At 64.1% G+C, this 13,873-nt stretch carries 8 protein-coding genes and 2 tRNA genes; 5 read left to right on the top strand and 5 right to left on the bottom strand.

Annotation, left to right across the window (positions count from 1 at the left end):
• Positions 1 to 28: 28 nt before the first annotated feature.
• Positions 29 to 1,909, top strand: coding sequence for an MFS transporter (locus KHO53_RS03690; RefSeq protein ID WP_010224256.1), 1,881 nt, complete (start codon positions 29 to 31; stop codon positions 1,907 to 1,909).
• Between the two features lie 15 nt (positions 1,910 to 1,924).
• Here KHO53_RS03690 and sugE read toward each other — a convergent pair whose 3' ends face one another.
• Positions 1,925 to 2,242 (bottom strand): quaternary ammonium compound efflux SMR transporter SugE, encoded by a 318-nt coding sequence (gene sugE, locus KHO53_RS03685; RefSeq protein WP_213569999.1) that lies wholly within the window; start codon positions 2,240 to 2,242, stop codon positions 1,925 to 1,927.
• A 168-nt stretch (positions 2,243 to 2,410) separates the two neighbouring features.
• Positions 2,411 to 3,331 (bottom strand): recombination-associated protein RdgC, encoded by a 921-nt coding sequence (gene rdgC, locus KHO53_RS03680; protein WP_010224252.1) that lies wholly within the window; start codon positions 3,329 to 3,331, stop codon positions 2,411 to 2,413.
• A gap of 159 nt (positions 3,332 to 3,490) precedes the next feature.
• On the opposite strand from rdgC, the gene KHO53_RS03675 reads away from it, so the two are divergent.
• The 3 genes from KHO53_RS03675 to KHO53_RS03665 all read left to right on the top strand — a co-directional run bounded on the left by KHO53_RS03675 (position 3,491) and on the right by KHO53_RS03665 (position 5,508).
• Positions 3,491 to 3,566, top strand: a tRNA-Val gene (locus KHO53_RS03675).
• A 16-nt stretch (positions 3,567 to 3,582) separates the two neighbouring features.
• Positions 3,583 to 3,659 (top strand) — tRNA-Asp (locus KHO53_RS03670).
• 157 nt (positions 3,660 to 3,816) lie between these two features.
• The gene (locus KHO53_RS03665) at positions 3,817 to 5,508 is read left to right on the top strand and encodes a molecular chaperone HscC (protein WP_159389034.1); all 1,692 of its coding nucleotides are present in this window, start codon (positions 3,817 to 3,819) and stop codon (positions 5,506 to 5,508) included.
• Here KHO53_RS03665 and KHO53_RS03660 read toward each other — a convergent pair.
• The 3 genes from KHO53_RS03660 to map form a co-directional block, all read right to left on the bottom strand.
• Positions 5,502 to 8,192, bottom strand: coding sequence for a DUF805 domain-containing protein (locus KHO53_RS03660; protein ID WP_213569998.1), 2,691 nt, complete (start codon positions 8,190 to 8,192; stop codon positions 5,502 to 5,504). The genes KHO53_RS03665 and KHO53_RS03660 overlap by 7 nt on opposite strands.
• Positions 8,189 to 8,887 (bottom strand): DUF1266 domain-containing protein, encoded by a 699-nt coding sequence (locus KHO53_RS03655; protein WP_100782154.1) that lies wholly within the window; start codon positions 8,885 to 8,887, stop codon positions 8,189 to 8,191. Before KHO53_RS03655 ends, KHO53_RS03660 begins: the two co-directional genes overlap by 4 nt.
• Positions 8,888 to 8,986: 99 nt before the next feature.
• On the bottom strand, positions 8,987 to 9,775 hold the full coding sequence (gene map / locus KHO53_RS03650; RefSeq protein WP_213569997.1) for a type I methionyl aminopeptidase: 789 nt from the start codon (positions 9,773 to 9,775) through the stop codon (positions 8,987 to 8,989).
• A 297-nt stretch (positions 9,776 to 10,072) separates the two neighbouring features.
• On the opposite strand from map, the gene KHO53_RS03645 reads away from it, so the two are divergent.
• Complete coding sequence (locus KHO53_RS03645) at positions 10,073 to 13,858, top strand: bifunctional nitrate reductase/sulfite reductase flavoprotein subunit alpha (protein ID WP_213569996.1); 3,786 nt, start codon at positions 10,073 to 10,075, stop codon at positions 13,856 to 13,858.
• Positions 13,859 to 13,873 lie beyond the last annotated feature (15 nt).

Raw genomic sequence — 13,873 nt, 5'->3', positions numbered from 1 at the left:
AACAAAGCCTCACTCAGGTACACGGACGATGAGTCAATCTTCACAATTCAGCCTGCTTGGCAAACGGCGCTTTTTGCCGTTCTTCGTCACCCAGTCGCTGGGTGCGTTCAACGACAACCTGTTCAAGCAGTCGGTCATCCTGCTGTTTCTCTACAAGATCGCCAGCCCCCACGGCCAGGACACTGCCATCTGGGTCAACGCCTGCGCGTTGATGTTCATCCTGCCGTTCTTCCTGTTCTCGGCGCTGGCCGGGCAGTTCGGTGAGAAGTACGCCAAGGACGCGCTGATCCGCGTGATCAAGCTGGCCGAGATCGCGATCATGGCGGTCGGTGCCATTGGCATCATGACCCAGATACCCTTGCTGATGCTCCTGGCGTTGTTCGGCATGGGCACCCACTCGGCCATGTTCGGCCCGGTGAAGTACTCGATCATGCCCCAGGCCCTGCGCGAGGAAGAGCTGGTCGGCGGCAACGGCCTGGTGGAAATGGGCACCTTCCTGGCGATCCTCGCCGGTACTATTTGTGCCGGGGTACTGATGTCCAGCGCCGATTACGGCGTCTGGGCGTCATCGGCGGTGGTGCTGGTGGCGCTGCTGGGCTACCTGGCCAGTCGTGGCATTCCGCGCGCCGCAGCTTCTACGCCGGAGCTGAAAATCAACTGGAACATCGCCAACCAGACCCTGGCCACCCTGCGCATGGGCCTCAAGCAGACGCCTGCGGTGTCGCGCTCGATCGTCGGCAACTCGTGGTTCTGGTTCATTGGCGCGGTGTACCTGACGCAAATCCCCGGTTACGCCCAGCAATGGCTGCACGGCGACGAGACCGTGGTGACCCTGATCCTTACCCTGTTCTCGGTGGGCATCGCCGTCGGTTCGCTGTTGTGCGAGCGCATGAGCGGGCACAAGGTGGAAATCGGCCTGGTGCCGTTCGGCTCCTTCGGCCTGAGCCTGTTCGGCCTGCTCTGGTGGTGGCACTCCGGCGAGATCCTGCCGGCGGCCGCGCCGTACGACTGGCTGGCGGTACTGGGCATCGCCCAGGCCTGGTGGGTGCTGGGGTCGATTCTCGGTCTGGGTGTGTTCGGCGGCTTCTATATCGTGCCGCTGTATGCACTGATCCAGTCGCGCACCCCGCAAGACCAGCGTTCGCGGGTGATTGCCGCCAACAACATCCTTAACGCACTGTTCATGGTGGTCTCGGCGATCTTCAGCGTGGTGCTGCTGAGCTTCTTGGAACTGAGCATTCCGCAGCTGTTCCTGGTGGTGTCGCTGCTCAACATCGCGGTGAATTTCTATATCTTCCGCATCGTCCCCGAGTTCACCATGCGTTTCATGATCTGGCTGCTCAGCCATTCCATGTACCGCGTCGAGCACCGTGACCTGCAGCAGATTCCTGATCAGGGCGCAGCACTGTTGGTCTGCAACCACGTGTCGTTCGTCGATGCGTTGCTGATCGGTGGCGCGGTGCGCCGGCCGATTCGCTTTGTCATGTACTACAAGATCTACCGCTTGCCGGTGCTCAACTTCATCTTCCGTACCGCCGGGGCGATTCCGATTGCCGGGCGCAGTGAAGATATCGAGACCTACGAACGGGCGTTCAAGCAGATTGCCGCTTACCTGGCTGACGGTGAACTGGTGTGCATCTTCCCCGAGGGCAAGCTGACCAGCGACGGTGAAATCGACGAGTTCAAGGGCGGCCTCAGCCGGATCATCGAGCAGACACCGGTGCCGGTGATTCCGATGGCGTTGCAGGGCCTGTGGGGGAGTTTCTTCAGCCGCGATCCGGCCAAGGGCTTCTTTCGCCGCTTGTGGTCGCGGGTGACCCTGGTGGCCGGTTCTGCCGTCCCGGTGGAAGCGGCAGAGCCGGCAATGCTGCGTGAGCGGGTCAGCGCACTGCGCGGCGACTCACGCTGAAGCGGCGGGGCAGGGTCAGCTGGTGCTGACCTTGAGCCCGACCAGGCCGCAGATGATCAGCGCCACGCTGACCAGCCGTACCAGGGGCATGGATTCACCGAACAGGATGATCCCGGCGATCACCGTGCCGACTGCGCCGACGCCGGTCCAGATTGCGTAGGCAGTGCCCAGCGGCAGTTCTTTCATGGCCAGGCCCAGCAGGCCGAGGCTGATGACCATCGCGGCAACGGTCAGTACGGTGGGCAGGGGGCGGGAAAAGCCGTCGGTGTACTTCAGACCGACGGCCCAGCCGACTTCGAACAGGCCGGCGAAAAACAGGATGATCCAGGACATGCAGAGTCTCCATCAAGTGATGGGGCCGTCCCCGGAATGGTCACGCGGTGCGTCGTGAGGCCGTCCTCACAGGGGGCATAAGCTATCAGCTGCAAGCGACAAGCTGCAAGCAAAGGCAGCGCGCGTGGCTGTTGCTCTTTCTTGCAGCTTGAAGCTTGCAGCTTGAAGTCAGATCCCCTGCGGGATTTCTTCTCCTCCCAACGCCTCGAACAGCGCCGGCAGGAACTCGCCAAAGGTCAGCATCATCAGGGTGAAGCTGGCATCGAGCTGGCCCAGGGCCTCGTCGCCGCCGTCTTCTTCAGCCTGGTCCTGCAGCAGCTCTTCAAAGCGCAGGCGCTTGATGACCATCTTGTCGTCGAGCACGAACGACAGTTTGTCCTGCCAGGCCAGCGACAGTTGCGTCACGACCTTACCGGTGCCCAGGTGCAACTGGATCTCGTCGCTGGTCAGGTCCTGGCGCTTGCAACGGACGATGCCGCCGTCTTCGTGGGTGTCGCGCAGCTCGCACTCATCCAGTACATAGAAGTCAGGCGCGGCCTGCTGGGTCTTGACCCAGTCGGTCATGGTCGCGCTCGGGGCGATCTTCACGGTCACCGGGCGCACCGGCAGCGAGCCGATGACTTCACGCAGGGTCGACAGCAGGTCTTCGGCACGCTTGGCGCTGGCCGAATTGACCAGGATCAGGCCTTGCTTGGGGGCGATGGCGGCGAAGATCATCGAGCGACGAATAAAGGCGCGCGGCAGGAAGGCCTGGATGATCTCGTCCTTGATCTGGTCGCGCTCCTTCTTATAGACCTTGCGCATCTGCTCGGCTTCGATCTCGTCGATCTTCTCCTTGACCGCATCGCGCACCACGCTGCCCGGCAGAATGCGTTCTTCTTTACGTGCGGCGATCAGCAGGAAGTCACCGCTGACATGCACCAGCGGTGCGTCTTCACCTTTGCCGAACGGGGCGATGAAGCCATAAGTGGTCAACTCCTGGCTGGCGCATGGGCGAGCCGGCTTGCTGGCCAGAGCGGTTTCCAGTGCCTCGGGGTCGAACGGGATGTCCTGGGTCAGGCGGTAGGTCAGCAGGTTTTTGAACCACATGGGGTGAATCTCTCCTCAACACATAAGGAGGGCATTATTCTCCGAGCGGGCGCTTCAGGCCAAGTCCGCTAAGTCTTTGGAACGCCTGAAAATTTTTTTTAAAAAAGTACTTGCCAGAGTGTGCGGTGCTCCGTAGAATGCGCGCCACACCGAGACGAAGGGTGATTAGCTCAGCCGGGAGAGCATCTGCCTTACAAGCAGAGGGTCGGCGGTTCGATCCCGTCATCACCCACCACTTCTCAGTGTATCGCGCAGCGGTAGTTCAGTCGGTTAGAATACCGGCCTGTCACGCCGGGGGTCGCGGGTTCGAGTCCCGTCCGCTGCGCCATATTTAGCTTCCAGGGCCCACTGAACACCCGGAAGCCACAAAGAAAGCGACCTTAGGGTCGCTTTTTTTGTTTCTGGAATTCGTCCAGAATCCACCAGTACGCTGGGACGCTACTGTTTTCTCCGTGCCAGCCCCACTTCTGAGCAAGAGATCGAACATGCAGGATGCAAGCACTTCCCCGGCGCCAATGCTGGGTATCGACCTGGGTACCACCAACAGCCTGGTGGCGGTCTGGCAAGATGGCCGGGCACAACTGATTCCCAATGCCCTCGGCGACGTGCTCACTCCTTCGGTGGTCAGCCTCGACGAAGACGGCAGCATCCTGGTCGGCAAGGCTGCGCGCTCGCGCCTGACCACCCACCCGCAACGTACCGCAGCCGCCTTCAAACGCTTCATGGGCAGCGAAAAAAAGATCACGCTCGGTGACCAGACCTTCAGCCCCGAAGAACTGTCGGCGCTGGTGCTCGGCTCGCTCAAGGCCGATGCCGAAGCTTTTCTCGGCTGCCCGATCAGCGAAGCGGTGATTTCCGTGCCGGCTTACTTCAGCGACGAGCAGCGCAAGCGCACCAGCTTTGCCGCCGAGCTTGCCGGGCTGAAAGTCCAGCGCCTGATCAACGAACCGACGGCTGCGGCCATGGCTTACGGCCTGCACGAGCAGAAGTTCGAGCGCACGCTGATCTTCGATCTTGGCGGCGGCACGTTTGACGTCACGGTGCTGGAGTACGCGCTACCGCTGATCGAGGTGCATGCCTCGACCGGCGACAACTTCCTCGGTGGCGAAGACTTTACCGCCGCCTTGCTGCAGGCCTGCCTGCAGGACTGGCAACTCAAGCCCGCGATGCTTGCGCCCCAGGCCCTGGCCAGCCTTGCCGATGCCATCGAGCAGCTCAAGTGCAAACTGGGCGAGGGCGAGCAGCACTTGAGCTGGAACGGTGACGGCGTCAGCCGCCAGTGGTCGCTGGATGAAGCCCGTGCGCAGAAGATCTGGGCGCCTTTGCTGGCGCGGATTCGTGCGCCGATCGAGCAGGCCCTGCGCGATGCGCGCCTGCGCGCCAGTGACCTCGACAGCCTGGTGCTGGTCGGCGGTGCCACGCGCATGCCGGTGATCCAGCAGATGGTCTCGACCCTGTTCGGCCGCCTGCCTTACCGCCACCTCGACCCGGACACCATCGTTGCCCTCGGCGCCGCCACCCAGGCGGCGTGCAAGGCGCGCGATTCGGCGATCGAAGAGCTGATCCTCACCGATGTCTGCCCCTACACCCTGGGTATCGCCGCAGTGGATGGTGAATACCAGAGCGAGATCTTTGCGCCGATCATCGACCGCAATACCGTGATTCCGACTTCACGGATCAAGCCGTTCTATAGCACCCACATTGAACAGAAAATGATCAGCATCCGGGTCTATCAGGGCGAGCGACCGAGTGTCGAAGACAACATCTTTGTCGACTCCTTCAAGGTCCCGCTGACGCCAAACGGCAAGCTCCAGCGCCTGGACGTGCGTTTTAGCTACGACATCAACGGCCTGCTGGAAGTCGATGTCACCTTGCCGGGTACTGGCGAGCAGTTCAGCCACGTGATCGATCGCAGCCCTACCGGGCTGGATGAAGAAGCGCGCCAAGCCAGCCATGCGCGCCTTGCAGGGCTGAAGATCCACCCGCGCGACGCATTGCCCAACCGGACCTTGCTGGCCCGCCTGGAGCGCGCCTGGTCGCAGACCCTGGGCGATGACCGCGACTTGATCGGTGACTGGCTCAAGGAGTTCAGCGCGATCCTGGCCGGCCAGCACTCGACAGAGATCGCCAACGCTCGCCAGCGCCTCATCGAGGCGCTGGACGAACTGCGTTACTGACCGTTGAGCCGCCGCAGGGCGGCTTGCAGGCCACTGTCCAGGCTGTCCTGTGGCTGATGGACGGGCGGCACACCGTAGCGGTTGGGCAGCGGTTCGCCTGGCAGTATCAGCAGCACCAACGGCAAGAAGTGCAGGAACGGGAGCAGCATCGCGAAGATGATCATCGTCGGGATGCCCCGGCCAATATCGTGCAGACGGCGCAGGGTGGCACTGCCGAGCAGGCCGAAGAACAACAGGCCGAAGAAGGCCTGCCCGAGCGAAGTGCTGGCCGTCAGGGTGAGGATCGGCCCGAGCAAGACGCTGCCGACCACCTGTACGCCATAGCCCTTGCGACCCAGGCGGCTGCCCAGTTTCCATAGGTGCGAGGCCGGTACCGGCTGGCTGCCGGTATTGGCCAGCAGCAGACGCTCAGACCACGACAGCAATGCCGTCAGTGCTGCGCGAATGCCGGCGTCCATGCCCGGGTAATCCTTGCCGCGCTGCAGCTCCTTGAGCACCTTGGCCCGCGGTACCCCGGCGCTGCCGTAGCGTGCCAGGTTCTTGAGGGCGTCGAGCATGCTGTAGAACAGCGTGCTGTTGATCAGCTCGTCTTCTTCCAGCACCTTGCGTGGCGGGCGCACCGGTTCGCCCTTGATCAGGCCGCTGCGAAACGGTTCGAACCAGGCGTCCGGGCAGGTCAGGGTGGAAATGCGCCGCAGCAGGCTGCCATGCTGCTCGGCGCTCAGGCTCGGGTCGTGATAGAGAATGCCGCACAGCACCATCATGCCCAGCACGTCATCGTCAAACGCGTGCGGGTCGTGCTCCAGGCAGGCATACAGTTGCAGGTTGCTGGGCAGCTTGGCGCTGTCCAGGGCTTGTTGCACGGTGAGCAGGCGCTGGCTGATAAAGTGCTGCAGCGGGTCGTTGTCGTCCAGCCAGCCCAGCAGGCCATTGACGTTGCCTTGCTGGCTCTGCAGGCGTAGCAGCAACTGCTGCAACCCGGCGAACGGATGGCCAGGCGCATACGGCAGGCTTGCCAGCAGTTGCGTCGGCACCATCGCCAGCCAACGCTCGGGTTCATCGATCAGGGCGAGCATGAACAGGTTCTGCCGGTGCCAGGTCCACAGGCCGTCGTCGGCAGGCGGGCGCGGCAGCTCGATACCAGCCTCGGCCAGCTCCGAAAGCAGCTGTACGCCATAGGGCTCGGGCATCAGGTTGCCCGGCTTGATCAGTTCGGTGAGCTTGGGCAGGGTTGCGGCCGGGTAGCTGCGCACCCGCCGCAGCCAGTCGCGGGCCACCGACAGGCCGTTGCCTTCGCGCAGCACTTCGGGCAGTTGCGGGTGCGCCGAAGGGCTGTTGATGAAGGCGGTCAGGGCCAGGGCCAGCGGCGACTGGTTGAGCCAGCGCAACTGTTGCTCGGCCTGGTACTTGAAGCCTTCGAGGATCAGGATCTCCAGCGGATCATCGCCCAGCGGTTCGTCCAGGATCTGCCGCAGCAGGCCGCTGTCACCGCGGGTCAGGGCCCAGGCGTGGCGGTACAGGCGCTGCAACTGACGGTCCGGCTGATCGTCGAGCAGCCAGGCCAGCAGCGGCAGTTCATCTTCGCCGTCCAGGTACCATTTGACGTAAATCCCGGCGATACCTTCGTACTCGTTACGCGCGGCTTCGACCAAGCGCGTCACGGTTTCCGGGCGCTGCGACGGGCTGCCCCAGATCTGCCCAGGGTCGTTCGGGTCTTGCGGCCATTCGTATACCGGATCCAGGCGATCCATGGCCTGGATCAGCAGCGGCAGGCGCTGCGGTTGGTGCTTGGCGCACAGGTTCAGCAACCAGCGGGCGGCTTCCGGGTACTGGTGTTCGCGCCACAGGCGGGTCCAGCACTGGCGGGCCAGCTCTACCTGGCCGGTGTCGCTGGCCTGGCAGGCGAGCATATACAGCAGGTCGATATCGTCCGGGGCCTGGCGTTGTTGCTCGGCGATCAAGGCAAAGAAGCAGGTGTTGCCGATGCCGGCCTGGCACAGCTGCGCCAACAGGCGCTGGATATAGGCCTGGTCATCCGGGAACGGCATGCAGGTGTGCAGGGTGGCGAAGCTCTCGAATTCGAACAGCGGCCGGTTATGGTAGAAGTAATCCAGGTTCCTGGCGAACCACAGGGCTTCGACCTGCGCTTCGGCCGACCAGTGTTTCATCACGCGGGTGTCGAACGGGTCTGGCTCGCTGATACTTTCGAGGAATTCGTCGGCCTGGCGCGGATCCTCCAGACGCAGCACTTCGTTTTCCCAGCCCAGGTGAGTGGCCATCAGCTGCACGCAGGCGTGCGACAACGGGCCGGCCTCCATCAGGTTGTACAAAAGGTGCCAGCTGATCTGTTCCTGGTCACCCAGGGTCAAGCTGCTGAAACCATCGATGAAGGCCTGCCAGGCCGGCGGATCGAAGCGTCGGGTCGGGTCGGCGAGCAGCTTGGCGAAGTCCGCCATGGTCTGTTCGATCAGTGTATTGCGCGCAGGCACCGGATCGTCGTGCTCAAGGTCCTCATCCTGCTCGTCGCGGGCCAGGCGCAGGGCGTGCTCATAGGCTTCGCGCAGGGCCTGGAAACCTTGCGGGTCGGTTTCCGGGTGGTGCTGCGGCAACAGTGCGCGGTAAGCGCCGCGGATGACATCGGGATCGTTGGTCGGCTCGATGCCCAGGCGAATCCAGCAGCTCATGACCAGCAATCCTTCGGCAGGGTGTCAGGGCGTTCAGGCAGGTTCAGCGGCAGGTCCCAGGGGATGCTGGCGAAAAAGCCCAGGGAATCTTGGCTCAGGTTTATCATGATGCAACGGTTCCTGTGTTCGCTGCCCTGGCGTTCCAGGCTCCGGGCCAGTTCCTCGTCGCTGCTGCTGGAGCAGTTCCACAGCGCCCTGCCACACAGGTAACCGGCCAGGTAGCGGTCCCAGTCGTTGTAGTAGTGGCGTGCACGCAGGGCCAGGCGGCCGTGCAGCCAGAGGCTTTCATCGAGGCTGACGTAGCCCCTGCGCAGGCCGGCGCGCAGCAGGTAGCTCATGCGCCCGATGTCCCAGGCGCGTACGCCGCCCTGGCCGCAGTCGGCGAGGGTACGCAGGGCGAACTGGTACTCGACGCGTTGGCGTGGGCTCAACAGCTCAAGCACCTGCTGCCATTCGCTGGGCAGGCAGCGCGCGGCTTGCCAGTAGGCGTCCTTGACCCGATGGGCGTGGCCGGTGTCGGCCATGCTGAGGATGTCCAGCAGCTCCTGGCGATTGGTGATGCCCCACCACTTTTTCAGGTCGGCCCCGTCCTCCTCGTCGAGTTCGAAGTAAGTCGCTGCGGTGTAGCTGGCGCCATTGAGGGCGACCATGGGCGCGGAAAGGGCGTACAGCCAGTGCTGCTCGATTTCTTCCATGAAAAAGCTCCGGGGCCGGTAGGGGAGTGTGCGGGTGCCGGCCGTAATGGCGCGGATTGTAGAGAGCCGCGCGGTGCGCGGCAAACCGGATTCGCTGCGTTAAGCGCTGGCCAGCATGGCGCGCTCTTCTTCGCGCAGGGTCAGCACTTCAAAACCGTCGGCGGTGACGGCAATGGTGTGTTCCCATTGCGCCGACAGGCTGCGGTCGCGGGTGATCACCGTCCAGCCGTCCTTGAGGGTGCGCACGCCACGTCCGCCCTGGTTGATCATCGGCTCGATGGTGAACACCATGCCGGGCTTGAGCGGCAGGCCGCTGCCCGGGTGGCCGTAGTGCAACACTTCGGGCGCCTCGTGCATCTGCCGGCCGATGCCGTGGCCGCAGTACTCACGCACCACGTTGTAGCCAGCGGTTTCGGCGTGGCGCTGGATGGCGTGGCCGATATCGCCCAGGGTCGCGCCGGGGCGCACGTGGCGAATGCCTTGCCAGAGCGCGGCATAGGTGGTGTCGACCAGTCGCCGGGCGGCGGCATCGATCTGTCCCAGGCAGTACATCTTCGATGAGTCGGCAATGTAGCCGCCTTGCTCCAGGGTGATGTCGACGTTGACGATGGAGCCCGCCTTGAGCACCTCATCGGTGTGCGGCACGCCGTGGCACACCACGTGGTCGACCGAGGTGTTCAGCGAATAGGCAAAGCCGTACTGGCCCTTGCTCGCCGGTCGCGCCTTGAGCACATCGACGATGAACGCCTCGGCCCGGTCGTTGATCTGCAGGGTGCTGACCCCGGGGGCGATGAAATTGTCGAGGTGGGCGAACACCTGGCTCAGCAACTGGCCGGCAGTGCGCATCAGGGCCAGCTGTTCGGCGTTTTTCAGGACCACTTGGCTCATGGGGGAAGGTATTTCGTCTCTTTGAATGTACGCCAATGATACGGCCACGCCTGCTGGCTGTGCCATCCGATGGTGCAAGCGGGCCCAATGCGGTGCAGCCTGGCAGCCGCCGGTGAGTGCCCGAGCCCCGCACAGCAAGGCCTTGCCGATTCTGGCGCGGCCCTTGCTATAGCTTGAACATCCGGCAATCAACGCAGATTGCCCCGTTCACGACAAAGGCGCCGTGTTGCCCCCGCTTGTTGATTCAAGCCGGGGCAGCAGGGCGCCTTTTTGTTTGCGCAATCAGGAGGTAGGCCGATGAGCAGCACCAGCGTGCGCAGCGTGTGCCCGTATTGTGGCGTCGGTTGTGGCATCGTCATGACCGTGGAAGGCGGGCGGGTGACCAAGGTCAGTGGCGACAAACAGCACCCCAGCAACTTTGGCCGCCTGTGCACCAAGGGCCTGACCGCCCATCAACCGCTGCGCGAGTCCGGGCGCATGGAGCACGCCTACTTGCGTGACCAGCGTCAGCGCGACCCGGTGCAGCGCGGCATGCAGACCGCCATCGAACAGGCCGCGCAGCGCCTGCGGGCGATTATTGATGAGCATGGGCCCGACGCCCTGGGGTTCTATGTCTCCGGACAGATGTCGTTGGAGGCCCAGTACCTGATCAACAAACTGGCCAAGGGCTTTGTCCGCAGCCGGCATATCGAGTCCAACTCGCGCCTGTGCATGGCCAGTGCCAGCAGCGGCTACAAACTGTCGCTGGGCGCCGATGGGCCGCCGGGCAGCTACCAGGATTTTGATCGCGCCGAGGTGTTTTTCGTGATTGGCGCGAACATGGCCGATTGTCACCCGATCCTGTTCTTGCGCCTGCTCGACCGGCTCAAGGCCGGCGCGCGGCTGATCGTCGTCGACCCCAGGCACAGCGCCACCGCTGCCAAGGCCGACCTGTTCCTGCAGATCAAGCCAGGCACCGACCTGGCGCTGCTCAATGGCCTGCTTTATCTATTGCGGCAGAACGGCCAGTGCGACGCCGATTTCATCCAGCGCTACACCGAAGGCTGGGAGGCGATGCCGGCCTTTCTCGAGGACTACACACCTGAGCGGGTCGCCGCCATCACCGGGCTGCGCGAAGTCGATATCCGCCAAGCTGCAACGTGGATCGGCCAGGCCCCGGAGTGGATGAGTTGCTGGACCATGGGCCTGAACCAGAGCATCCATGGCACCTGGCAGACCAACGCCCTGTGCAACCTGCACCTGGCCACCGGCGCCATTTGCCGGCCGGGCAGCGGGCCGTTTTCGCTGACCGGCCAGCCCAATGCCATGGGTGGGCGCGAAATGGGTTACATGGGCCCCGGCCTGCCAGGGCAGCGTTCGGCGCTGGTCGCGGCAGATCGTGCCTTCGTCGAGCAGCTCTGGCAGATCCCAGCCGGCAGCCTGCGCAGCGAAGCCGGTGACGGCACGGTGGCGCTGTTCGAAAGCCTGGCGGCCGGGCAGATCAAGGCCTGTTGGATCATCTGCAGCAACCCGGTGGCCAGCGTCGCCAACCGCCAGCAGGTGATCGAAGGCTTGCAGGCGGCGCAGTTGGTGATCACCCAGGATGCCTTCCTCGACACCGAGACCAATCGCTACGCCGATATCCTCCTGCCCGCCGCCTTGTGGGCCGAGGGCGAGGGGGTGATGGTCAACTCCGAGCGCAACCTGACCCTGATGAACCAGGCCGTCGAGGCGCCGGGCGAGAGTTTGCCCGACTGGCAGATCATTGCCCGTATCGCCTGTGCCATGGGCTACGCCGAGGCGTTCAGCTACGCCAATGCCGAGGCGGTGTTCGACGAGCTGCGTCAGGCCTGGAACCCGGCCACCGGCTACGATGTGCGCGGCGTCAGCTATGCCGGCTTGCGCGAGGCAGCGCAGCAGTGGCCGTGTGAACCCGGACGCGAGCATGATCGCAGCCCGCTGCGCTATCGCAACGACGGTGTCAGCCAGGTCCTGCTGCGTGATGCGCAAGGCCAGGTGCCTGCCATTGCCTTTCCCACCCCCAGCGGCAAGGCACGCTTCTTTGCCCGGCCTTGCCTGCCCAGCGCCGAACGGCCAGACGCTGACTTTCCGCTAGTGCTCAACACCGGCCGGGTCCAGCACCAGTGGCACACCCTGACCAAGACCGGCAAGGTGGCGGCGTTGAACAAGCTCGACCCCGGGCCGTTCGTGGAGATTCATCCGGACGATGCCGAGCGCCTGGGCATCGCTGAAAAGGATCAGGTGCAGATCCGTTCACGCCGCGGGCAGGCGCTGCTGCCGGCACGGATCACCACCCGGGTACTGGCGGGCAACTGCTTTGCGCCGTTTCACTGGAACGACGTCTACGGCGACAACCTGGCGATCAATGCGCTGACCAGCGACGCGGTCGATCCGCTGTCGCTGCAACCGGCCTTCAAGTACTGCGCGGTGGCCCTGAGCCGGGTCGCTGGCGAACGTATCGAGGCCGTCCAGGTCGATCAGCAGCACGCCTCGGTACAGGACAAGCACCTGCTGCTCTGGGCCTCGCAAACCGGCAACGGTCAGGCCCTGGCCGAACAGTGCGCCGAGCGCTTGCGCCAGGTCGGCTTGCCGGTCCAGTTGCGCTGCATGGAAGACGTGGCTGTGGAGCAACTGGACAATCCCGCCAGCCTGCTGCTGATCGCCAGTACCTTTGGCGACGGTGACGCGCCGGACAGCGGCGCGGCGTTCTGGCGTGGCCTGCATGGTGAGCACTCCCAACGCTGCGCCGGTGTGCCCTATGCGGTGCTGGCCCTGGGGGATTCCAGCTATGAACAGTTCTGCGGGTTTGGTCGCAAGCTCGATCAGCGCCTGGCAGAACTGGGGGCTGAGCGCTTGCTGGACAGGGTCGATTGCGAGGGCGATCTCAATGAACCGGCCGGGCAATGGTTGCAGGCGCTGCTGGGCAAACTGGGCCACGGCGAGCTGCTGCTCGAAGCGCCAGTGGCAGCGCCGGCCGCAACCGGCTTCAGTAAAACCAGGCCGCTGGCAACGACCCTGGTCGGCAATCGCCTGCTCAATGGCCCCGGCGCGCTCAAGGAAACCCGCCAACTGGTATTCGACCTGGGCGACAGCGGTTTCACTTATCAGTCCGGTGACGCCCTGGGTGTATGGCCGCGCAACTGCCCGGCGTTGGTCGACGAACTGCTGACCGCCACCCGCTTCGATGGCAGCCGCTGCATCAGCCTCAAGGGCCAGGCCGACATGCCGTTGGCCGAGGCGCTGCTGGAGCACCTGGAGATCGCCCGCATCACGCCGCCATTGCTCGAGGCCTTCGCGGTTGGCAATGAGCAACTGCGCGAGTTGCTTGCACCGCACAACAAGGCTGCGCTCAAGGACTGGCTGTGGGGCAAACAGCTGATCGACCTGGTGCACGCGTGCAAACCCGAGCTGAGCCTGGATAGCTGGTTGGGCCTGCTAAAACCCTTGCAGCCGCGGCTGTACTCGATCAGCTCAAGCCAGAAGCTGCATCCGCATCAGGTGCACCTGACGGTTTCCACCGTCCGTTACGGCCAGCGCAAGGGCGTGTGCTCGACCTACCTGGCCGACCGCAGCGAGCCCGGCCGGGTAGAAATCTTCAGCCAGCCGACCGCGCACTTTCGCCTGCCCAGTGACAGCTCGGCGCCGGTGATCATGGTTGGCCCCGGCACCGGTGTGGCGCCGTTCCGGGCGTTTCTTCAGGAGCGTCAGGCCGAGGGTGCCACAGGCCGCAACTGGCTGCTGTTCGGTGAGCAGCAAGCGGCCACGGACTTCTACTACCGCGACGAGCTGCTGGCCTGGCAGCGGGACGGCCACCTGAGCCGCCTGGACACCGCGTTCTCCCGCGACCAGGCGCAGAAGATCTACGTCCAGCAGCGCATGCTCGAACACGGCGCCGAACTCTGGCGCTGGCTGGAGGAGGGCGGGCACTTGTATGTCTGTGGTGACGCCGAGCGCATGGCCAGGGACGTCGATGCGGCGCTCAAGCAGGCGGTTCATCAGCACGGCGGCATGAGTGTGGAGCGGGCCGAGGCCTATGTCAGCGAACTGAGCCGCGCCAAGCGCTACCTGCGTGACGTCTACTGAGCGCCCCATAAGGGG

It is taken from the genome of Pseudomonas sp. RC2C2 (assembly GCF_018390435.1).
In the GTDB taxonomy this organism is placed as follows: domain Bacteria; phylum Pseudomonadota; class Gammaproteobacteria; order Pseudomonadales; family Pseudomonadaceae; genus Aquipseudomonas; species Aquipseudomonas donghuensis.
This window is presented reverse-complemented; position numbering and strand designations above follow the sequence as displayed.